At 54.2% G+C, this 20,817-nt stretch carries 16 protein-coding genes; 10 read left to right on the top strand and 6 right to left on the bottom strand.

The genetic code is table 11. From position 1 onward, the window contains the following. Nucleotides 1-46 precede the first annotated feature (46 nt). Both yidD and AVO41_RS07925 read right to left on the bottom strand, forming a co-directional pair. Entirely contained in the window at nt 47-322 is a 276-nt protein-coding gene (gene yidD / locus AVO41_RS07920; RefSeq protein ID WP_068585303.1) for a membrane protein insertion efficiency factor YidD, read from the bottom strand. Further along, a complete protein-coding gene (locus tag AVO41_RS07925; protein WP_068585306.1) occupies nt 319-2,748 on the bottom strand; it encodes a bifunctional diguanylate cyclase/phosphodiesterase in 2,430 nt (809 codons plus the stop codon). Before AVO41_RS07925 ends, yidD begins: the two co-directional genes overlap by 4 nt. Before the next feature lie 244 nt (nt 2,749-2,992). Between AVO41_RS07925 and AVO41_RS07930 the strand changes: the two genes are divergently transcribed. The 4 genes from AVO41_RS07930 to AVO41_RS07945 all read left to right on the top strand — a co-directional run bounded on the left by AVO41_RS07930 (nt 2,993) and on the right by AVO41_RS07945 (nt 7,863). Continuing rightward, complete coding sequence (locus tag AVO41_RS07930) at nt 2,993-4,327, top strand: dihydroorotase (protein WP_068585309.1); 1,335 nt, start codon at nt 2,993-2,995, stop codon at nt 4,325-4,327. Between the two features lie 13 nt (nt 4,328-4,340). Further along, complete coding sequence (locus AVO41_RS07935; RefSeq protein WP_068585312.1) at nt 4,341-5,567, top strand: EAL and HDOD domain-containing protein; 1,227 nt, start codon at nt 4,341-4,343, stop codon at nt 5,565-5,567. Nucleotides 5,568-5,628: 61 nt separating this feature from the next. Beyond that, nucleotides 5,629-6,999: an NAD-dependent succinate-semialdehyde dehydrogenase gene (locus tag AVO41_RS07940; RefSeq protein ID WP_068585315.1), complete on the top strand. Its 1,371-nt coding sequence runs from the start codon at nt 5,629-5,631 to the stop codon at nt 6,997-6,999. 57 nt (nt 7,000-7,056) lie between these two features. Beyond that, nucleotides 7,057-7,863 carry an EI24 domain-containing protein gene (locus AVO41_RS07945; RefSeq protein ID WP_068585319.1) on the top strand — a complete coding sequence of 269 codons (807 nt, stop codon included), beginning with the start codon at nt 7,057-7,059 and terminating at the stop codon, nt 7,861-7,863. 12 nt (nt 7,864-7,875) lie between these two features. On the opposite strand, the gene AVO41_RS07950 is transcribed toward AVO41_RS07945, so the two are convergent. Further along, a complete protein-coding gene (locus AVO41_RS07950; protein ID WP_068585321.1) occupies nt 7,876-9,165 on the bottom strand; it encodes a DEAD/DEAH box helicase in 1,290 nt (429 codons plus the stop codon). Beyond that, a complete protein-coding gene (gene ppnN / locus AVO41_RS07955) occupies nt 9,158-10,564 on the bottom strand; it encodes a nucleotide 5'-monophosphate nucleosidase PpnN (protein ID WP_068585324.1) in 1,407 nt (468 codons plus the stop codon). Before ppnN ends, AVO41_RS07950 begins: the two co-directional genes overlap by 8 nt. Nucleotides 10,565-10,638: 74 nt before the next feature. Here ppnN and AVO41_RS07960 point away from each other — a divergent pair, with 74 nt between their 5' ends. Both AVO41_RS07960 and AVO41_RS07965 read left to right on the top strand, forming a co-directional pair. Further along, nucleotides 10,639-11,742, top strand: a complete 1,104-nt coding sequence (locus tag AVO41_RS07960; protein ID WP_068585327.1) for an AI-2E family transporter — start codon at nt 10,639-10,641, stop codon at nt 11,740-11,742. A 132-nt stretch (nt 11,743-11,874) separates the two neighbouring features. Continuing rightward, entirely contained in the window at nt 11,875-12,978 is a 1,104-nt protein-coding gene (locus tag AVO41_RS07965) for an MBL fold metallo-hydrolase (RefSeq protein WP_068585330.1), read from the top strand. 82 nt (nt 12,979-13,060) lie between these two features. Here the strand turns inward: AVO41_RS07965 and AVO41_RS07970 are convergent, their stop codons facing one another. Beyond that, complete coding sequence (locus AVO41_RS07970) at nt 13,061-14,719, bottom strand: 2-isopropylmalate synthase (RefSeq protein WP_082676651.1); 1,659 nt, start codon at nt 14,717-14,719, stop codon at nt 13,061-13,063. Between the two features lie 195 nt (nt 14,720-14,914). Between AVO41_RS07970 and AVO41_RS07975 the strand changes: the two genes are divergently transcribed. Continuing rightward, nucleotides 14,915-15,385: an Lrp/AsnC family transcriptional regulator gene (locus AVO41_RS07975; protein ID WP_068586042.1), complete on the top strand. Its 471-nt coding sequence runs from the start codon at nt 14,915-14,917 to the stop codon at nt 15,383-15,385. Between the two features lie 22 nt (nt 15,386-15,407). Here the strand turns inward: AVO41_RS07975 and AVO41_RS07980 are convergent, their stop codons facing one another. Then, nucleotides 15,408-16,271 (bottom strand): PhnD/SsuA/transferrin family substrate-binding protein, encoded by an 864-nt coding sequence (locus AVO41_RS07980; RefSeq protein WP_160326790.1) that lies wholly within the window; start codon nt 16,269-16,271, stop codon nt 15,408-15,410. Nucleotides 16,272-16,546: 275 nt separating this feature from the next. On the opposite strand from AVO41_RS07980, the gene AVO41_RS07985 reads away from it, so the two are divergent. From AVO41_RS07985 to AVO41_RS07995, 3 genes are all read left to right on the top strand, one after another. Continuing rightward, entirely contained in the window at nt 16,547-17,662 is a 1,116-nt protein-coding gene (locus AVO41_RS07985; RefSeq protein ID WP_068585335.1) for a porin, read from the top strand. A gap of 203 nt (nt 17,663-17,865) precedes the next feature. Next, nucleotides 17,866-19,362 carry a sensor histidine kinase gene (locus AVO41_RS07990; protein WP_068585338.1) on the top strand — a complete coding sequence of 499 codons (1,497 nt, stop codon included), beginning with the start codon at nt 17,866-17,868 and terminating at the stop codon, nt 19,360-19,362. Further along, nucleotides 19,334-20,701, top strand: coding sequence for a sigma-54 dependent transcriptional regulator (locus AVO41_RS07995; RefSeq protein ID WP_068585341.1), 1,368 nt, complete (start codon nt 19,334-19,336; stop codon nt 20,699-20,701). Before AVO41_RS07990 ends, AVO41_RS07995 begins: the two co-directional genes overlap by 29 nt. Nucleotides 20,702-20,817 lie beyond the last annotated feature (116 nt).

Consider the following 20,817-nt stretch of genomic DNA (forward strand, 5'->3'; position numbering starts at 1 on the left):
CAGACTCTAACAGGCGCAAATGACGTTGCCATGACAAAAAACGAGGTCAGGTTTCAGAGCCATCGTGCGGTTTGTTTTTAGGGGGAGGGCGCTTGCAGCCGCATTCGGGCACCGGGTCCACGCCGCCTGGGTTGGCCGGGTGACAGCGTAGGACGCGTTTGAGTGCCAGCCAGCTTCCGCAGAGTACGCCGTGCGTTTGAATGGCTTCAATGGCGTAATGCGAGCAGGTGGGGTAAAACCGACAGCGAGGGCCCAGCAGTGGGCTGATAAACCACTGATAAAAACGAATGGGCAGGATCAACAGCCATTTGAGTGGATTCATGAGGGGGTTGAAGGCTTGGTTTGCGGATCGGGCAAAAGCGGTTCGGCCACAGCATGAACCGGATCGTAGTGGTGCATCCAGGCTTCCAGGGTGTGAATCGGCAAGGGTTTGCAGTAGTGGTACCCCTGCACCATGTCGCAGCCGGCCTGATGCAGAAAGTCAAATTGAGCCTGGTTTTCAACGCCTTCGGCGATGACTTTCATGTTGAGACTTTGCGCCAGTTTGATGATGGCCAGTGAAATGGCCGCATCGTCTTCATCATTGGGTAAGCCGTCAACAAAGGATTTGTCCACTTTCAGAATATTCAGCGGAAACCGTTTGAGGTAGCTTAAAGAGGAATAGCCAGTCCCGAAATCGTCCACCGATATGGTTAAGCCGTGTGCCCTAATCTGATAAAGCATGTCGACATTGTCCTGAGCATTAGACATGATGGAGCGTTCGGTCAGCTCGATTTCAAGTTTTTCAAAGGGGACGTTTTCTTCAGACATCATGGCATGAACCTGTTCCAGGAACGTCGGGTCTTCCAGTTGGTGGCTGCTGACGTTGATGGCAATGTTCAGGTATTCAAATTCCGTGCCCTGCCAGGCTTTGAGCTGTTGTACAGCGGTGTTGAGCACCCAGTGTCCGATTTCCAGAATCAGGCTGCTTTGCTCGGCGATGGCAATGAAACGGTCGGGTGACACGGGGCCGATTTCCGGGTGCTCCCAGCGAAGCAGCGCTTCCACCGCCGTGACTTGCTGGGTTTTGGCGCTGATCTGTGGCTGATAGTAGAGCTCCAGTTCGTCGTCATCCAGCGCCCGGCGCAGGCCGCGTTCGATTTTTAGGCGCTCGGACAGGCGTGCTTCAATGGTGTTGTCATAAATGGCCAGCGTGTTTTTGCCTTTGGCTTTGGCTTCGTACATGGCGCTGTCCGCATGGCGCAGCAATTCGCTCAGGGTGCGACCGTGCTCGGGGTAGAACGCCATGCCCAGGCTGGCGGTGATATGCACCTCCTCCTGGTCGATCTTGAGAGGTTTGTATAGGGTCGCCAGCAGGCGTCTCGCGGTTTCGATGGCTTCTTCGGCGTCGATGTTGCTCAGCAATACCAGAAATTCATCCCCACCGAAACGGCAGAGGCGAGGCGGGGGGAAAGCACTGCGAATGGAATGATTCAGGCGGCTGCCGATGATTTTGAGCAGTTCGTCGCCGAACTCATGCCCCAGGGTGTCATTGATCTGCTTGAATCCATCCAGATCGATCAGAAAGACCACGCTCGGGTCCAGGGGAGACTGCGCCAGATAACTGTCCACGTTCTGACTGAAGAACTGTCGGTTTTCCAGCCCTGTCAGCGGGTCGTAAAGCGCCAGTTGTTCGATTTCGGCTTCCCGGCGTCGGTGTTGTGTGACGTCATTGATGAACAGAGCATATTCGAATGCCTGACCATGATGGAAGCGCGTGGCGGTGACATCGCAGCGAATGGTTTCAAAATCCTTGCGGATAAAGGCCATTTCATAGTGTTTTTCATTCTGGTCGGCCAAAAGCCGGAACACATTATGCGGGCGACGGTTTCCATCCATGAGCAGATTTTGAATGGGTTTGTTCAGAACGTCGCTTTCGGCATACCCGAACAGGGCTTCGGCGGCCGGGTTCCAGTGATGAATTAATCCATTTGGGTCGCACAGAATGATGGCTTCGTGCGCTTTTTTGACGTATTCCACAAAACGCTGCTGGTTCAAGGCGGATTGTTGCTGTTGGTAGCGGACGCGGTGAAGCTGTGTCCAACCGAACAGGTACAGCGCGGTTAACAGTCCTGTCAGTGCGATCAACCAGGGCAGCGTCTCAGTCGGCCAGTGCGCGGGCATTGAAATAGCAAGCTGTGCATGGCTCAATTCCAGAGAAGGGTCGGTCGTTGGTGCGTTCAGTGGCAGGCGTAAGTCATAGGTTCGCCACGCTGCATTGGGTTCGGTCGCTTCGATGACCGGTTGGCTGACGTCGCGATTGGGTCGGGTCAGTAAAAGCGTGGTGTCTTCTTCGATAGGAAGGTGTGACTGAATCTGACGTAGCCAGTCAGGCAGGTTCAATGACAGTGCGGCCGAAGAGTCTGATCTTGAAGCCGGCAGAGGCCAGATGAGCTCAAACGGTTTTTGTGTCAGGGCGGAACGGTCAAAGGTCAACTCAAACGCATGGCGTTCGGTGATTGACGTGATCAATGCCTCGCGCTGTTGGGGAGCGAGCGTCTGCATGGAGGACACTAGGTGATTGGTCCGTGCAAGATCGTCGCTCAGGATGTTAATTTGCTGTTGTATGTGGCTTTGCCAGGTGGCAGACAGACGCTGTTTTTCCTGGATGTCGGCCCACCCGATCAGTCCCAGAAGAACGATGCTCGCAACAAAAAGGCCATGGCGCCAGGCCTGACCAGAGGCAATGTGAGGTTTCAGCGCTTTCAATTTATATTCAATGTATAAAGGGTGTCGGTTGAGTGCTCATGGTTGAAGCGATTGAGTGGGTCAATCCTAATGTCTTCGCTATTTTGGCAGAAAGTGCACGATAAAACAAAGCGTATGTCCGACCCGGTAAGAGAACCGGCGAGGATTTTGCCTGCAGAGGGGCTTGTGTGCGTTTTGGGTTTTTTTGTTATTGCACGAATGGACAGGTTAGAATGCTTTTAGCAGAAAAAAGAGGACAAGCACGATGACAACCACAGTGATTACTCAGGCGACGGTGATTAATGAAGGACAACGTCACCAGCAGGATGTATTGATTCGAGACGGATTGATTGCCGAAATCGGTCCCGATCTGACCGGCAAGGCGGATGAAGTGATCGATGGCAGCGGCCAGTGGTTGCTGCCGGGCATGATCGACGACCAGGTGCATTTTCGCGATCCCGGTCTGACGCACAAAGGCTCCATTGCGACCGAATCCAAAGCGGCCGTCGCTGGCGGCACAACCACCTTTATGGACATGCCTAATGTCAATCCGACCACCACGACCCTGGAAGCGCTGGAAGCCAAACATGCCCATGCCTCGAAAGTGGCTTGGGCAAATTATTCGTTTTATCTTGGGGCGACCAATGACAACATTGAAGAGGTCAAAGCGCTGGATCCTAATGCGGCCTGCGGCGTCAAGATTTTTATGGGCGCCTCGACCGGCAACATGCTGGTGGATCGGGAAGCCGCACTGGAGCAGGTCTTTACCCACAGTCCCACGCTGATTACCACCCATTGTGAGGACACGCCCATGATCAAGGCTCAAGAAGCGCTTTATCGTGAGCGTTACGGCGAGGATGTGCCGATGTCCGCGCACCCGGATATTCGTTGTCGCGAAGCCTGTTACAAATCGTCGTCGTTTGCCGTGGATTTGGCCAAAAAGACCGGAGCTAATCTGCATGTGCTGCACTTGACCACGGCCGAGGAAATGGCCTTGTTTGAGCCGGGCCCCGTCGCCGGCAAACAGATTACCGCTGAAGCCTGTACCCATCACCTCTGGTTTTGCGATGAGGACTACAAGCAACTGGGCACCTTGATCAAATGCAATCCGGCGATCAAATCCCGCGCAGATCGCGACGCGATCCGTCAGGCGGTGAGGGATGGGCGCATCGACATCATTGCCACGGACCATGCCCCACATACCTGGGAAGAAAAGCAAAACACCTATTTCAAAGCACCGGCCGGACTGCCACAGGTGCAGAAATCACTGGTGTCGTTGTTGGAATTGGTGCATCAGGGGGTGTTTGATCTGGAAACGGTGGTTCAGAAAACCGCGCATAATGTGGCCATTCGCTACCAGATCGCCAACCGCGGTTACATCCGTGAAGGCTACGCCGCCGATCTGGTGCTGGTGAACCCGAACCAGCCGCACACAGATGATCCCGATTCTGTCCTTTATCACTGTGGTTGGTCGCCCTGGTCGGGTCAACGTTTCCAAAGTTCGGTGACCGCCACCTTTGTGAACGGGGTAAAAATGTTCGATCGGGGCCAGTTTGCCGCGTTTCAGCCCGGGCAACGTCTGACCTTTGAGCGTCGCTAACCAGGAGTCGGGCATGACTGAGATCTTTTTTGACCGTCAGGCCATTTTGGATGGGGCGTTAAAAACTCAGGCGGTGCGACTGGCGCTGCATTGGCCGGATGAGCCCTCTGAAGCGGATTGTGACGCGGCCATCCATCAGATCGAAACCATTGAAAAAAATACCGGGTTTGCGCGCATTGTGGGCGAGCAGCCGCTCTGGCTGGCTTTGCCGCATGCCTTGCTGGCAAAGGCACCGCTGCCCGAGATGCCTTCGCCCGAGCGGTTGATTCTGGAGCTGCCTTTGTCCATGGTAAAAGACGTGGCGGTGCTCAAGCGTTTGAAAACGCTTCGAGCTCAGGGCACACGCCTGGCGCTGTCCGATTACGATGGGTCTGAGGTGGCGGATAAGCTCTTACCCATTGTTCATTGGGCGCGCATCGACGCTGACACGCCCGCAGAGGCGCTGAAAAACCGGGTGGCGCGTATTCATCAGAATGACGCTGTGGCCGTGGCCTGTCCGGTTGACGGCTATACGCAGTTTGAAACCCTTACCGATCTAGGCGTGGAAGCGTTTCAGGGAAATTTCTGGCAGCATCTGCCCGCCGGGCCTGACTATGAACCCGGCGTGCATCATCAGGCGCTGGCCGCGCTGAAAGCAGAAATGCAGCGTCCTGGCACCAGCTTTGAGCCTTTGGGTGTGTTGCTTTCGCAAGTGCCATCGCTGGCATTTAAACTGGTACACAGCCTGAATGACCTGGCGCAAGCCCACCATCTCAAACTCGATGATCTGCATCAGGCGCTGCACTACACCGGTATGGGGCATCTGGAAACGCTGATCGATGAGGTGGAGCAATTGCCGGAGGATCAGACCCCGGCCGAACTGACCATTACGGCGCTGACCCGGGCTCGCTTTTGTGAGCAGGCGGCCTTTGTGATGCACATGCCCGACCAGAAAGATGAGTTTTTTCTGGGCGGGCTTTTCTCCATGCTGGAAGCGTTTTTTCGCCAGCCGGAATCCGGCCTGCTGGAGCAGATGGTGCTGTCGGATGCGATCACTCAGGCCATTCTTGAAGGTGAAGGCTTAATGGGGCAGGTGCTGGGCTGGTGCTTCAGCTTTGAACAAGGCCGGGTACCCGATGTCAGCGTGACGTTTTTTGAAAACGACATTGCGTCGTTAAACCGAATTTATTTGGCGGCCTGTGCCTGGGCGCATAAAATAGAACAGGATCCGGCTCAGGGCGTGATTTCTGTCGAAACCTGACAGCACGGCGGGCAAACCAGCTATTATTTTAACCAGGCCTGGTCAAAAAGAGGGGTGAATCATGGCAATGGAATCAATTAATCCAGCGAACGGTGAAGTCAATGCACGGTTTGACCTGTGGGACGATGCCACCGTCGAGCAGACATTGACCGATGCCGGTCTGCTCTGGCCCCAGTGGGCGAAAGAGGTCTCGATGGACGATCGCTGTCAGCTGTTAAAGCGGTTGGGGGATGTGTTGCTGGACGATCGGGAACCACTGGCCGAACTGATCACCCTGGAAATGGGCAAGCTCTACAAGGAAGCGCTGGCAGAAGTGGATAAATGCGCCAAGCTTTGTGATTTTTACGCGGAAAAAGCGCCTGAATTTCTGGCGGATGAGCCGCTTGAATCCGACGGTCAGCAAAGCTTCCTGACGTATAAGCCTCTGGGCGTGGTACTGGGCGTGATGCCGTGGAATTTTCCGTTGTGGCAGGTGTTCCGTTTTGCGGTGCCGACGCTGACGGCGGGCAATGTGGTGTTGGTCAAGCATGCTTCCAATGTCCCGCAATGTGCTTTGGCCATTGAAGAAGTGTTTCGAAAAGCCGGTTACCCGGAAGGTGTCTACCAGCACATGCTGATCAGTGCGTCTCAAGTCGAGCCGGTGATTCGGAACAAGGTGGTACGGGCCGTGTCACTGACCGGCAGCGAACCCGCCGGACGAAAGGTGGCGGCCATTGCCGGCAGCGAATTGAAAAAATGCGTGTTGGAGCTGGGTGGTTCGGATGCGTTCATCGTGCTGGACGATGTGGACATGGAGGCGGCGGTGGCCGGAGCGGTCAAAGGCCGTTTCCAGAACTGCGGTCAGAGTTGCATTGCCGCCAAACGTTTCATCGTGGACGCATATCGGCATGATGAGTTTGTGGCGGCCTTCAAACAGGCGGTGGAAAGTCAGTTACACGCGGGGGACCCCATGGCTTCCGATGCCACACTGGCGCCTATGGCACGCCAGGATTTGCTCGAAGAGCTGGACGCTCAGGTACAGAAGTCGGTACAAATGGGTGCGACGCTGGTGACCGGGGGGTATCAGCTGGATCGTCCCGGCAGCTATTATGCGCCCACGATTCTGACCGATGTGACCTCTTCCATGCCCGCCTACTCTGAGGAAATGTTCGGCCCGGTCGCCACAGTAATGAAAGCGTCTGAGCCGGCGCACGCCGTTGGCTTGGCCAATGCCACCGACTTTGGATTGGGGGGCAGTGTCTGGGGCAACGATGCTGACACCTGCGAAACCATTGCCCGCAATATGGAGTCGGGCGCGACCTATGTGAATAGCATCACGTTTTCCGATCCGCGCCTGCCGTTTGGTGGCATTCGCAACTCTGGTTACGGGCGTGAACTGTCGCGTGAGGGCATTCGTGAGTTCACCAACATCAAAACGATTTATATCAAGTGACTGTCTTGCGGTCACCTTTGACCGCAAGCGAATGAGACAAGGAACCGAACCGTGGGCATGACGTATCTGTGGAAAACCCTGGTGGACCTCAAAGAACCGGCGATTCTGACTCGTCTGTTTGTGCCATTTGGGGTGGGCCTGATCGCGGTGTCGGTTTTGGGCTACGCGGTGTTTGGTCTGGCGCTGAGCTCGGATTGGTTCTGGAGCAACCCCTGGGTCACGATGATGCAGGACTGGGAAAGTTCAGCCGAAGAGGCATTGGCATCGATTCCGTTGATTGGCGGGATTCTGATCTGGCTGGCCGGGTTTCTGGTGACGGTCATCGCCGGGGTGCTGGGAATCATTCTGGGCAGTTATCTGGTGCTGCTGTTTGCCATGATTGTGACCGCCTTCATGACCGATTCGCTGGTCAAGGCGGTGCATGACAAACATTACCCCTATACGGACTATGAAGGCCATGGTGATTTCTGGGGGCTGACCTGGAAAATCACCCGGTATGCGCTGGGGATGTTGCTGCTGTTGCTGGTGACCTTGCCCTTGCTGTTTATCCCGCTGATCAATGTGCTGTGGTTCTGGCTGATTGGTTTTTTGTTTTTCCGTTATGCGCTGGTGCTGGATGTGGGGCAGGTGATTTTGCCGAAATCCCTGTTTGATGCGGTCAAACCGGTAACGCATTGGCCGGGCACGATGCCTTTGGCCGTTTGGTATCTACTCAGTGTCCTGCCGGTTTTAAGCTTTTTTGCACCGGTATTGGCGGTGGTGACATTGGCACATTACTATTTTGATCGGCTGTCATTATTGCCAGCCGACCGCTCCGCGGATCGTGCTGACGAGACGGGTAACCGGGCCGACCCCTCGGTCTGAGGGCGGTGAGGCTCACTGTTTGTTCGAGCGCTTGGGCTTCTTTGTCGTCTTTTTCTTGCCTGATCGGGCGCTCTGTTTCTTCTTTTTGGTTTTTTTGGGTCGGCGATCAATGTCTTTGCGGCTAAAACGCGCCTCTAGGCCCTCGATGGTGGCCGTGGGCAGGGTTTGCTGCAGATGGTATTCGATACGCTGAAGGTTTGGGATGTCGTGGCGCTCGATCAGGCTGAAAGCCACCCCGGCTTGATGGCCGCGACCGGTGCGCCCGATCCGGTGGATGTACTGATCGCCACGAAACGGCATGTCGGCGTTGACCACATGCGTGATGTTGTCAACATCCAGACCGCGGGCCGCCACGTCCGTTGCGACTAATACCGGCGGTTGCCCCTGACGGAAGCGCTTGAGAATCTGCAGGCGCTTGGCCTGAATCATATCGCCGTGCAGGATCAGGCTGTCAATGCCTTGTGAGGTCAACCAGGCCTGCTCTTCCATGGCGCGGTCTTTTTTGTTGTAAAAAACCAATGCTCGCTGGCAGGTGGGGTCCTGCAAAATCGCAAGTAGGAGCTGACGTTTGTGTTCCCGGCTGTCGGCCAGATACAGCGTCTGTTGCACCTGTTGTGATTGTTGGTTGGGGGCATCCAGTTGCAGCACTTCGGGGGCATCCAGAACCTGTCGGGCAAAGTCCTTTAACCCTTTACCGCCTAAGGTGGCCGAAAAACAACCGGCCTGAAAATCACGGGGAATGGCTTCGAGCAGCGCCAGCACATCCGGTCCCTGTCCCATGTCCAGCATGCGATCGGCTTCGTCAATGATCACCAGTTCCAGATCCGATAGGTCAATGAAGGCATCGGCCATCAGTTTGAGCAGGCGACCGGGCGTGGCCACCAGAATGTCCAGCGGCTGCTTGAGCTGGGCCAGTTGCCGGTCAGCGGCCAGGCCACCTGTGATGACCATGGATGGGCATTCCATAAAATGCCCGAGTTGCTTGACCACTTTATGGGTTTGAAATGCCAGTTCGCGGGTGGGGGCAAGGATCAGCACCCTCGGATGTCGGGACGGACGAGGGACGTCAAGCAATCGCTGCAGCGCCGGTAACACAAACGCGGCGGTTTTGCCGGTCCCGGTGGCAGCCCCGGCGAGCAGGTCACGTTCTTCGAGCAGGAGGGGGATGGCCGCTGCCTGAATCGGCGTCGGTCGGTGAAAATGCTGTGCGTTCAAGGCGGAGAGCAGGCAGGGGTCCAGTCCGAGGTCCTCGAAGTGTTCGTTATCCTTCGGGTCAGCACTCTGTGTTGTCAGGTCAGTCATGATGGGTGTCCGTCGATGAGTCGGAGGGATCGGTCACAATATGATAGCAAGGCACGTAATTTTCTGCCCCCAGCTTCATGCGGCGCTGAGCTACAAACGAGCGCAAGAGTTTGTCCATGCGTTGCATGATCTCCGGGTCGCCCTGGATGCGAAAGGGACCATGGGCTTCAATCTGGGCCATGCCTTCGCGTTTGACGTTGCCAGCAACGATGGCGGAAAAGACCTTGCGCAGTTGTGCGGCCAGTTCATGCTCGGGTTGGTTCTTATCGATGCACAGCTTTTCGATGTTTTCATGCGTGGGTTCGAACGGTTTTTGCCGGTCATAAGGAATGTGCAGATTCCAGTTGTAGTAGTAGGCATCCGATGTGGCTTCCCGGTAAGCTTTGACATGCGCCACGCCTTTTTTCAGAAACAGTGCGGTTTCAACCGGTTCGTCGATGAGGACCGTTAAGCGTTCCCGCGCACGCGGACCGAGCGTGAATTCGATGAATTCCAGAACGGCATCAAAATAATCCCGGCTCGACTCGGGTGCAGTCAGCACCACTGGAAAGGGAATGTTGTTGTTCTGCGGATGCAACAGCACGCTGAGCAGATAGAGAATTTCTTCCATGGTGCCAGCCCCACCGGGGAAAATAATGATGCCGTGTCCCAAGCGCAGGAAGGCTTCCAGGCGTTTTTCAATGTCGGGCAAGATGGCCAGCTGATTGACAATGGCATTGGGCGCTTCGGCTGCAATAATGCCGGGTTCGGTCAGGCCGATAAAACGCCCATCCTGATAACGCTGTTTGCCGTGACCGACCACCGCGCCTTTCATCGGGCCTTTCATCGCTCCCGGCCCACAGCCAGTGCAGATGTCAAGCTGGCGCAGTCCCAAGTGGTAGCCCACTTGTTTGGTGTATTTGTATTCGGTGCGGCTGATACTGTGCCCGCCCCAGCAGATCACCACGTTTGGCTCGCGGTTGGGTTGCATCAGCTCGGCATTGCGTGCCAGATGAAACACAGCATTGGTGATGCCGAATGAATCGTTGAGGTCAAACTCATCGTTATCAACGATTTCGTTTTTGGCATAGATCAGGTCGCGGATCACCGCGGTCAGATGCTCCTGCAGACCGACGATCATGTCGTCTTCGAGAAAGGCGTTTTCGGGCGCATTTTCGATCTCAATTTGCAGGCCTCGGCCCTTGACCTGTACTCGGATCTGAAAGTCCGGGTGGGCTTCGATCAGGGCCAGCCCATTGTCATCGACCATGCCGGTATTCAGTACGGCCAGGGCACACTGGCGAAACAGGTCGTTGAGCCCTTCCTGTGTCTGGTCGCAAAGTTGTTTGGCTTCTTTGTAGGAGAGCACTTGCAGCGATCCGGCCGGACGGAAAGAGGTGCGATGCGAAGGAGATGTCATAATGGTCGGTCAATGCCTTGATGGTTGATTGAGATGTATAATGGGGCGTATTTTACACAATCAGAGTTAGCCTTATGCGATCGAATGCCCCTTATGAAGATGGTTTTTTAATGCTGCTGCTGCTGGTGGCCGTTGTCGGTTTATTCTGGCTGTTTGGTCCGTTTCTCGAAGCGCTGTTCTTTGCAGTGATTCTGGCCACGGCGACCTATGTTTATTATCACAAACTCTTGGGGCGTGTGAAGGGGCGCAAGGACGTGGCCGCCGGGTTGATGAGCGCGTTAGTGTTTGGTGTGGTCATTGCACCGGTGACGTATCTCCTGTTCGAAGTCGGGTTGCAGGTTGGTCAGATTTTCGGTCAGGCACAGACCTGGTTGGCTGAGCAAAATGCGGAAAGCTTTGCCCGAATGTCTAAAAACCTGATTGAAGCACTGCCATTTCCTGAAAGCACGCAAATGCAAGTGGCGCAACAGTTGGAACAAAATGCCGACAGCATCATTGCGTTTGCCAAGAATACCGCGGTGTTTCTGGTACAGGGGGTGTTTGGCAGTACCACCTCGTTTTTGACGTTTTTGCTGTTGGCGGTGTTTGCGCTGTATTTTTTCTATCGGGATGGCGACAAGATTGCGCATCACTTGAAAGTGCTCTCGCCCCTGGAAAATTATTATGATCACATGATCATGAACCGCTTTTCCAACTTATCGACCATTCTGTTGCTGTCGGTGCTGGGCATTGCGTTGATGCAGGGGGTGGTGTTCGCGATTTTGGCCTGGTCTTTAGGCTTGCCGGGACTGTTTATCGGGACGGCCATTGCCATCACCTCGTTTATCCCTATTGTGGGCGCAGCCCTGGTCTGGATTCCGCTGACGATCATCCTGGCGGCACAGGGAGCGTATGTCAGCGCCGGGCTGGTGGTGTTTGTGGGGGCGTTCGTCAACGGCTTTTTAATTGATAATCTGGCCCGTCCTTTGTTGATTCAAAAAATTGCCCGATCGATCGGCGGGGATGCGGATGACCTGGCGGTGGCCAATCATACCTTGATTACGGTGCTGTCTACCTTTGCCGGGCTAATCCATTTTGGGATGATCGGGTTGTTTTTCGGGCCAGTGATCGCGGCGATGGCGATCACGGTGTTTGACGTGTACGAGCACAAAAGTGGCGACTGGCTGGATCGAACCTGAACGCGGGCATTGATTCATTTGATGAATTGTATAAAAAAGTTTGAGTGATGCACAAAAACAACCTGCCTTAATCCGCGGTTGTTCCATGTTAGGATTGGTTTGTAAAAACTCGTATCAAACACGGAGGCATCGATGAAACAGACAATGCGAATGGGAGCGCTGGTGGCGGCCATGATGGCCAGTTCCATGCAAGTGTCCGCCGCTGAAGATCCTTATGTGCAGGGCTTTAAAGCCTACGCCAATGAGTTGAAATCGCACGGTAGCTCCCACCTTGCGCCAGCGACTCAGGGGTATGCTCAGGATGTCAAAACCACGCTCAAAAAGGCGGGGTACATCGGGCCGGAACTGCCGTTGCCTCAGGCGGTTCAGGTCACCGATGGCGTCTATACCATCGTCGGTTCCCAAATCTGGCACAACCCTTCCAATTTCGGTTTGAACAACAACATTTCATTCATTGTGTTTGACGATGGCGTGTTTGTATTCAATGCCGGTGCCAACACCGCGATTGCCTACAGTGTGCACCGACAGATTCAGCGCATCACGTCGAAGCCGGTCAAATGGGTGGCGGTGGAAAACAACCAGGGGCATGCGTACTTAGGGGCCAGCTACTGGGTGGATGTGGGTGTGAAAAATCTCTATTCCAGTGACATGGCCAATTTTCAGTTTGACCAGGCCTTTAATGCGATCAAAGCCGAGTGGGCGATGCGGGTTGGCACCGCGATCACCGAACCGTCGCGTAATGTCAGTGGTCAATTTACGACGTTTGAAAGCCGTTTGAGCATTGATGTGGGCGGGGGCGAAACGGTTGAGCTGATTGACTTCGGTCCCGGTCATACACCGGCTTCCACCAGCGCTTACGTGCCTTCGCGCAAGGTGTTGCTGACCGGGGATCTGGGCTTTAACGAGCGTATGCCGGTGATGTTCCCCTATACCAACAGTGCTGATTGGGTCACGTCCTTTAAGCGGATGCTGGATGAAATTCCGGGCGATGCGCATGTGATTCCGGGGCATGGTACGCCGACAGATATGGAAACCGTGACCACACAGACACTGGATTATTTTGTCTACCTGCGCAATCAGGTCAAAAAAGTGATTGATCAGGGAGGCAACGAGGACGATGCCGAGCAGATCGATCAGTCCATGTACGAAGATCGGCCTGTGTTTGATCAGGCGGCCAAAAACAACGCCCGTCGAATCTATCGTGAGATGACCGGTGGTGATTTCGACAGCTTTTAGTGTCGCGGCTTCTTACTAGGCCAAGCGTTCATAAGCGCCGTGCCGGGTTTCCGGCGCGGCGTTTTTTTTGCGGATGGGCGGGTTAATCGGTGCTGGCGTCGACCGCTTTTAATGTGGCGGCGATCATGGCACTGACCGTGTCTTCGGCAGTGGCAATGCCGATGCGGTTCTCCTGGTTGACCTGAACATAAACATAGGCGATGGCCTGCGCCCGTTTGCCGGCCAGCGGGGAATCCGTGCTGTGAAGCGCATGTTCGTGGTAGTCGATGATGTCGATCGCCTGGCCCGTGGTGGCTTGCCAGGCCTCACACAGAGCACTGAGCGTTCCCTCTCCCTGCCCTTTGAAATCACGGCCTTTCCAGCGCACTCGCAACGAGTCGCTGGTGGCTTCGCGTTCAATCTGGTAATCCAGGCGCTCATTGATGGGCTCGGACGGGACAAGTTGGTAATGGCGTTCAAACGCCTGATGCAGTTGCGCGTGTGAAACCACGCCGCCTCCGGACTCGGCCAGCTGTTGTGCCACGGGCGCAAAATCCTGCTGCACCCATTTGGGCAGATTGAGACCATAGTGCTGCGTTAACAGAAATGCGGCGCCGGCTTTTCCCGATTGGCTGTTGACGCGAATGATGGCTTCGTAGTCACGTCCCAGGTCCTGAGGGTCGATTGGCAGATACGCCACCTGCCAGGGTTCATCCAGCTGCTGGTGTAGCAGGCATTTGCGAATCGCATCCTGATGGCTGCCGGAGTAGGCCGTATACACCGCCTCACCCACCCAGGGATGGCGCAGATGGGTGGGGATTTTGGTGACGTCTTCGAGCACCGGGACCCAATCGTCCGGACGCGACAGATCCAGCTCGGGGTCAATGCCCTCGCTGTAGAGGTTCATGGCCAGGGTGACGATGTCCATATTGCCGGTGCGTTCACCATTGCCGAGCAAGGTGCCTTCGACCCGGTCGGCCCCGGCCAGTATCGCCAGTTCGGCCGCTGCCACGGCGCAGCCGCGATCATTGTGAGTGTGCACGGAAATAATCGCGCTCTCACGGTTGGGCAGATGACGGATAAAATATTCGATCTGATCGGCAAAACGGTTGGGCGAGGTGCTCTCCACCGTGGCCGGCAAATTGAGAATGCAGCGTTGCTCGGGCGTGGGTTGCCACACGGCCATCACGGCGGTGCAGACCTCAAGCGCATAATCGGTTTCGGTCTGTGAAAAGCTTTCGGGTGAATACTGGAACGTCCAGTCGGTATCGGGGTACAGTGCACCATAGTGCTTGACCCATTCCGCGCCCTGAACCGCCATGTCCAGAATTTCCTGTTGAGATTTTTCAAACACCCGTTCACGCTGCACCGTGGACGTGGTGTTGTACACATGCACCACGGCTCGTTTGACCCCTCGCAACGCTTCGAAGGTTTTTTGGATGAGGTGTTCGCGTGCCTGCACCAGCACTTGTACGTTCACATCATCAGGAATCAGGCCGTCATCAATCAGACGACGGGTGAATTCAAACTCGGGCTGACTGGCCGAGGGAAATCCGATTTCAATGGTTTTAAAGCCCATGTCGACCAGCACTTGCCATAACTGCAGTTTCTGGTCCACACTCATCGGGGTGGCCAAGGCCTGATTGCCATCGCGCAAATCAACACTGGCCCAGATCGGCGCTCGGGTTAAGCGCTGATTCGGCCACTGGCGATCGGGTAAATCGGGCGTGGCCGTGGGACGGTATTTGCTCGGGTTCATCATGGCTTACCTCAAAGGCTGTTCAGCTCGGTTTGAATTAGGCACAGTGTAGCGGTTTGTGGGCGCAATCCGATTGCAAAAACCACCAGGCCTGGTGGTTTTTGTGGTTGAATATTGCTTTTATTAGCTATTTATTAAAATAACCTGCTTAAAAATAAAGGAAGAGGTGTTGTGTCTGCAAAAAAAGAAGCTGATCCCATTCAGTTGGACCGCTATGACCGTGCTCTGTTGAGTGCGTTGCAAATCAATGCACGCCTGAGCAATCAGGAGCTGGCCGATCAGATTGGTTTGTCGCCGTCAGCGTGCCTGCGGCGTTTCAAGGCGCTGGAAACCTCCGGTCTGATTTTGGGGTATCGCACCTTGCTGGATGCCAAGCGGCTGGGGTTGGATTTAATGGCCCTGATTCACATTGCCATGGATCGGCACACACCGGAACGCTTCGATGGGTTTGAGCAGGCCGTCAAAGCCTTACCGCAGGTGGTGGAGTGTTTGCTGGTCACCGGCCAGAACGCCGATTATCAGCTGAAAGTGGTTGTCGCGGACCTGGAAGCCTATCAAACGCTGCTACTGGAACACATTACCCAGATTCCCGGGGTCAGCGGGGTGCACACCAGTTTTGTCCTGCGCAAGGTCGTGGAAAAAACGGCGTTGCCGATGGAGGGCGTTTAAAAGAAAGTGTTTAAGCGAAGTCTCAGCGTTCAAAGTGAGTCATAGTGCGCTCGACTTCACGGTAATGTTGCCCTTGATAGGGTCGGTAGCCTTGGGGGCTGAATAAAGACAGCGTTAATTCCTGTTCAAAGGTCGGGTTGAGCAGGGCAATTTGTAGCCTTTCCGTCAATGCATCCGGCAAATGGTGGTTGGCTGCTAACACAATGGGCGCAAGGGGTTTTGTGCTGTGAATGATTCTTAACGGATGCCCCTGTGAAATCATGCGCCGGGCGATGCCTTCTGTGGTCGCCGCCGCATCAAAATGGCGATAGACCACCGACATGACCGCACGATGATGGCGTTGTAGAAAACTATACAGAGATAAATCCGCTAATTGCATGCCAGCTTGGTTTAATGCTTCTCGAGCAGCAAAATGCCCAGCGTAGGAAAAGTAGGCTCCCAAGGCCAGACGTTTGTGCCGCAATTGTGACATCGTTTGAATGTCCGACTGTTCATGCACCACCACCACCCCGCGATAGGGCGGTTCGGTGACAATCGGCTTGAGTGGTCGCTGGGCCCGTTTTTGAATTTTTTGGGTTTTGACGTAAATGGTCGGTCCCATATAGACCAGATCGGCTTTGTTGCTGAGCACTTTTTGAATCTGGTCTTCATAGCTGGTCGCGATATAGAGCTTGACCGGGCGTTTAAGGACGTCGGAAAGATAGTCTTGCAGAGGGGCAAAATGCTGCTGCACACTGGAGGGCAGATCATACGGTTGGACCGCCAGTATCAGCGGATCAACTTGATTTGATTCGACCACCTTGTCCGGCTGGTCGGGACGCTCGCAGCCGCTGAGCACTATCCAGCCAAACAGACCGGCCAGTAGCATTCGCTTGATTGGGCGCACACCTTCTCTCCTGCCATAAAAGAGGATCATTTTAGTGCTTTCTGGCCAAGCGTGGATAAAATCCAGTACTAAAATGGTTAAAAACACTTATATCATAAAGTTCTGAAATGCATTGCAGATTGCAAGGCGTTCGCAGTCTGCAAGAGCAGGTTTTTTCTAAATACCTTTTAAAACAATATCTTAGGGTTTGGCACGTTTATTCCTCTCTGTGGTTGGTCTTGTGGTGCGCTCAGCGTGACCGCGAAACGAAAACAAAGAGGATAAGAGGAAACCTTATGAAACACACCTTTGCAAAACTGACCCCCGTAGCACTTGCTTGTGGCCTGGCAATGAACCCTGTGATGGCCGAAGACAAACTGTCTGTTCACGGTCAAATCAATGTGTCTGCCGATATGGTCGATATCACCCCTCTGGCAGGAAAGAATAATGTTTTGGGGCGTATGCAGGGCACAGAACTCAGCAGTAATGCCTCGCGTTTTGGGTTTTCCGGCTCGCTTGACACCACGCTTGAAAACACAAAGCTGATTTATAAGGCGGATGTTCAGTACACGGCTGTTGGCAATAACTCGGATGGCGCTGGTGAAGGCGATACTGGCGATGGTGCATTGTACATGCGTGATGCCTATGCAGGCCTAAAACACAAAGATCTGGGGCGAGTGCGAATGGGGCGTTTTACCGTGGGGTATAAGTCCAGCTATACCAAGATCGATCCCTGGACGGATCACATTCTACAAGCGCGTGACAAAGGCCAGCAGGGCGCATCCAACCTGAACTCCAACTACTTTAACTATGCCGTGGATTACACCTCGCCTAAGATGAATGGCTTTCAGGTGAATGCGCACTACTCGGTTTTGGCTGATGAAAACATGGACAGTCTGCATAATTCCGGCAAATTGAAGGATATGGCAGGTGGTAGCGCGCATGGTTTTGGTGTGAAGTATTTTAATGGCGGGCTTCGTCTCACAGCAGATACGCTTACCATAGACAGTGAAAATGACCTGGGTGTGACAGGCGGAGCGGGTGTCAATAATGGCAAGGCTAAAAACGGCACTGCAAACAAAGTGTCTGCACGTTATAAATTCAAGTCAACCGGTACCTCTATTGCGGGGATGTATGAAGATGTCACTGACCTCAATCTGGGGGAGAACATGTTTGCTGTGGTTACGCAGAAAGTCGGTAAATATGGTTTGTTGACTGCCAGTATTGGCACGAACAAGGCGAGTGATGACAATGCCTACAGTCAGGATGATGACTCTCTACATTATGCGCTAGGTGCCAAGTATAAGTTGACGGATAAGTCAGCATTGATTGCAGGCTGGAATCAATATGAACGAGGTGATGCTGAAGCCATGGCGTTCACCGTGGGGATTGACGCCAAATTTGGTTATTAATCCGAAAGTTTGACTCAAAGCGCCGTTGTTGTGAGCGGCGCTGACATGTATTCGTTCTCTATATCGTTGTAAACTTTGAAAGCCAGTCTTGCACTGGCTTTTTTTTTTTGACCGAATCCCTGTTGAGGTCTATTCTAAAGTTCGCTTGCTTTTGAGTGCGCTTTGGAATACGCCGACTGACTGACGGATAAGGGGAAGACAACATGGCAGTGGCCACTGAAAAAACCGGGTTCCCAAACTTTTTACGCCATGGAAGAGAGGGGGTTGAGCGCTTTCGTCCCAGAACGCTGGCCGGGCGGTTGAATCTGTATCTGGCTTCGGCGCTGGTGGGGATGATGCTGGCACTGAGCCTGGCCGGGTATGCGTTTATCTCCCACACGCTGGAACAGGCGATGGAGCAGAAAGCCAAAGCGCTTGCCTCGCAGGTTGCGACCGTGGCCAAGGATGCGGTGATGTTGCAGGAGTACAGTGTGATTGACCGAATTACCAGTGATCTGCTGGCACAGACCCCGGATTTGCGTCATATTCAGGTCGTCAACGCAAAGGGTGAAATCTTGAGTGAGGCGCAATCGTCACATCAGCCAGGGTATGACGCTTTTAAAACTCATTTGCAATACACCGCGCCAATGGCGTTTTTCGGGCAGTCTTTGGGTCAGGTCACCCTGGGGTTTTCCCGCCAATCGATTCGGACCACGTTTTTGCAGTTATTCGTGATCGGAATGATCCTGTTCGCCTTGTTGCTGATGCTGGTGTTTCTGATTGTGCGTCGGTTGCTGGATCGGCATCTGCTGGCACCTGTGCGGGAGCTGTCTGAACGACTGAATGACATGCCCGCGCTGTTTCAACAGCCCGTACCCGTTCGGCAGAATTTGCCTCAGGAGCTGCAGGTGCTTAACTACGCTATTTTTGATTTGCAGGTGGCATTGCAGAACCACATTGATTCGTTGCAGGAGGCGCACCAATTCAGGCAGAAAGCGACGCAGAATCTGTGTCAGAACCAGCGCATGGTTGCGATCGGGCAATTGGCGGCCGGTCTAGCGCATAATCTGAATACCCCGCTGGCCAACATCATCGGCTATGCCCAGATGGCGACTCAGCAAACCCAGGACGATGCGATGCAAAAGCGTTTGCAGACCATCGAAAAGCAGGCCAAACAATGCGCCGCTTCGGTCAAGGATTTGCTTTCGGCGGCGCGGGAACCCAGGGTGGTGGCGCAGGCTGTGAATCTGAATCAATTGATCGACGGCATTCTGGCGATGATTCGACCGGTGCTCAAACGCGATGCGCCGGTGGAGATTGTGTTTGACGCCGAGGCAACCGCCTGGGTCAAGGGCGATCCTTCCGCGCTGGAGCAGGTACTGTATAATCTGATCAGCAACAGTGCCGAGGCCGGTGCCAGCCGGGTGACACTCTCTCTGTCGCCAGCAAAAAATCACCAGGCCTGGTATTTGTGGGTCTGTGATAACGGCAAAGGCATCGAGGCCGAAAAGCGTGAGCAGGTGTTTGAACCCTTTTTCACCACCAAAGAAGCCGGCAGCTTTCGCAACGACAATGCCGGGACCGGTCTGGGGTTGTATCTGACCCGCACTTTACTGGAAAAAATGCAGGCCCGGATCACGCTGGGTGAGAGCGTGACCGAAGGCACCCAATTTCGGATTGAACTGAACGCTTATGAAAACACTGAATCTGCTGATCATTGAAGACGATGAGGATATGGCGGAGCTGCTGGGTGAACTGGCCAGAGCCGCCGGGTTTGATACCCGGGTGAGCTTGACTGCCCAAGACGGCTTCAAAGAGTGTCAGTGCTTTATGCCCGAGGTTTTGCTGACCGATCTGCGACTGCCGGATGGATCAGGTCTGACGCTTCTGGATCAGGTCAAAACCCTGAACGAAGACGTGCTGGTGGTCATGATTACCGGCTACGCGTCCATGGAAGACGCGATTGAAGGGTTTAAACTCGGGCTCTATGATCTCATCACCAAGCCCTTTGAAACCCGTCAGGTAGCCAATTTACTTGAACGGGTGCAGGAGCAATTGTCACAGAGATTTAAGCTTCAACAAATGGAAACCCGTCTGACCCAATTAGAAGCTGAATCTGTACCGGTGGAATCCCAGTCCAAAACCATGCAGGCGGTGTTGGCGGAAGTGGTACAGGCCGCGCCGTTGGACGTGCCGGTGTTGATCAACGGAGAAACCGGGGTAGGTAAGGGGGTGCTGGCCCGTCAGATTCATCAGATCAGTCACCGTGCACAGGGCCCGTTCTTTTCGCTCAACTGTGCGGCGGTGCCTGAAAACCTGATCGAATCGGAATTGTTTGGCTATGAAAAGGGGGCCTTTACCGGTGCAACCCAGCGTAAAGCCGGACTGCTTGAACTGGCCCATGGCGGCACCCTGTTATTGGATGAAATCAACTCGACTCAACCGGATGTTCAGGCCAAGCTGTTGCATTTTCTACAGGATCAGACGTTGGTACGGGTCGGCGGCCAAAGTGCGATTCAGGTGGATGTCCGCTTATTGTTCGCGAGCAACCAGTCGCTGAAGGCGCTGGTGGAAAAAGGTCAATTCCGTTCGGATCTGTATTATCGTATTCATGTGTTTCCGGTGGAATTGCCCGCCTTGCGCCACCGTGAGGCCGACATTGAAGCGCTGGCGCGTGCGTTTGTGCATCAGTATGCCCAAAAATTCGGCAAATCGGTGCGGGAGTTGTCACCTCGGGTGGTTGAAGCGCTCAAACGTTATCACTGGCCAGGTAATATCCGGGAGTTGGAAAACATCGTTCAGCGCGCGGTGGTGCTGGCCAAGGGCTCGGAAATTGAAATGCACCATCTGCCCAAGGAGCTGTTGAGCATTCAGGTGCCACAGTTGTTGACCGAATCCGGTGAACAGGCTTTGCCAGAAGACGCCACGCTGGCGGACATGGAGCGTTTCTGGATTGAGCATGTACTGGGCGTTTGCGAAGGTAATAAGCGTCTGGCAGCGGACAAACTGGGGATCGATGCGTCCACTTTGTATCGAAAGCTGCAAACCTATCAATCTTAGACGTCTGTCAAACCTGATTTTGACCAGGCCTGGTGATGATGTTTGCAGGTGGTTAACTTGGCATCAGGCAGAAACAAAAAAAGCCTTAGATAGGCTTTTTTTGGATTCAATCAGCG

The sequence above is a fragment of the Thiomicrospira sp. WB1 genome, from assembly GCF_001507535.1.
Lineage (GTDB): Bacteria > Pseudomonadota > Gammaproteobacteria > Thiomicrospirales > Thiomicrospiraceae > Hydrogenovibrio.

Excerpts from the sequence above, each read along its gene's own strand:
- AVO41_RS07935 (WP_068585312.1), top strand. The coding sequence starts at position 4,341 with ATGACTGAGATCTTTTTTGACCGTCAGGCCATTTTGGATGGGGCGTTA.
- AVO41_RS07950 (WP_068585321.1), bottom strand. The coding sequence starts at position 9,165 with ATGACTGACCTGACAACACAGAGTGCTGACCCGAAGGATAACGAACAC.
- AVO41_RS07990 (WP_068585338.1), top strand. The coding sequence starts at position 17,866 with ATGGCAGTGGCCACTGAAAAAACCGGGTTCCCAAACTTTTTACGCCAT.
- AVO41_RS07970 (WP_082676651.1), bottom strand. The coding sequence starts at position 14,719 with ATGATGAACCCGAGCAAATACCGTCCCACGGCCACGCCCGATTTACCC.
- AVO41_RS07965 (WP_068585330.1), top strand. The coding sequence starts at position 11,875 with ATGAAACAGACAATGCGAATGGGAGCGCTGGTGGCGGCCATGATGGCC.
- AVO41_RS07930 (WP_068585309.1), top strand. The coding sequence starts at position 2,993 with ATGACAACCACAGTGATTACTCAGGCGACGGTGATTAATGAAGGACAA.
- AVO41_RS07960 (WP_068585327.1), top strand. The coding sequence starts at position 10,639 with ATGCGATCGAATGCCCCTTATGAAGATGGTTTTTTAATGCTGCTGCTG.
- yidD (WP_068585303.1), bottom strand. The coding sequence starts at position 322 with ATGAATCCACTCAAATGGCTGTTGATCCTGCCCATTCGTTTTTATCAG.
- AVO41_RS07940 (WP_068585315.1), top strand. The coding sequence starts at position 5,629 with ATGGCAATGGAATCAATTAATCCAGCGAACGGTGAAGTCAATGCACGG.
- AVO41_RS07995 (WP_068585341.1), top strand. The coding sequence starts at position 19,334 with ATGAAAACACTGAATCTGCTGATCATTGAAGACGATGAGGATATGGCG.
- ppnN (WP_068585324.1), bottom strand. The coding sequence starts at position 10,564 with ATGACATCTCCTTCGCATCGCACCTCTTTCCGTCCGGCCGGATCGCTG.
- AVO41_RS07945 (WP_068585319.1), top strand. The coding sequence starts at position 7,057 with ATGACGTATCTGTGGAAAACCCTGGTGGACCTCAAAGAACCGGCGATT.
- AVO41_RS07985 (WP_068585335.1), top strand. The coding sequence starts at position 16,547 with ATGAAACACACCTTTGCAAAACTGACCCCCGTAGCACTTGCTTGTGGC.